This is a genomic window from Kluyvera ascorbata ATCC 33433 (assembly GCF_000735365.1).
GTDB classification, from domain to species: domain Bacteria; phylum Pseudomonadota; class Gammaproteobacteria; order Enterobacterales; family Enterobacteriaceae; genus Kluyvera; species Kluyvera ascorbata.
In genome coordinates this window covers 1-299 of the sequence record NZ_JMPL01000247.1, presented here as the reverse complement: position 1 = coordinate 299, position 299 = coordinate 1, and the positions used below count along the sequence as shown (strand labels likewise).

The following is a 299-nucleotide window of genomic DNA, read 5'->3' as shown; positions in this document are numbered from 1 at the left end:
GATTGTCTGATGAAAATTAGCAGTAAAAATCTCTGCAGGCTTGTAGCTCAGGTGGTTAGAGCGCACCCCTGATAAGGGTGAGGTCGGTGGTTCAAGTCCACTCAGGCCTACCAAATTCGCAAGAATTGTCGGTACAGAGATTAGCATTTTGCGATGGGGTTATAGCTCAGCTGGGAGAGCGCCTGCCTTGCACGCAGGAGGTCTGCGGTTCGATCCCGCATAGCTCCACCATCCTTTACTGCAACAAACCCAAGAAAACTTCAGAGTGTACCTGAAAAGGTTCACTGCGAAGTTTTGCT

The 299-nt window shown here is 49.5% G+C and carries 2 tRNA genes; both read left to right on the top strand.

Annotation, left to right across the window (positions count from 1 at the left end):
• The first annotated feature begins 36 nt into the window (after positions 1-36).
• Positions 37-113 (top strand) — tRNA-Ile (locus GKAS_RS23405).
• A gap of 42 nt (positions 114-155) precedes the next feature.
• Positions 156-231 (top strand) — tRNA-Ala (locus tag GKAS_RS23400).
• Positions 232-299 lie beyond the last annotated feature (68 nt).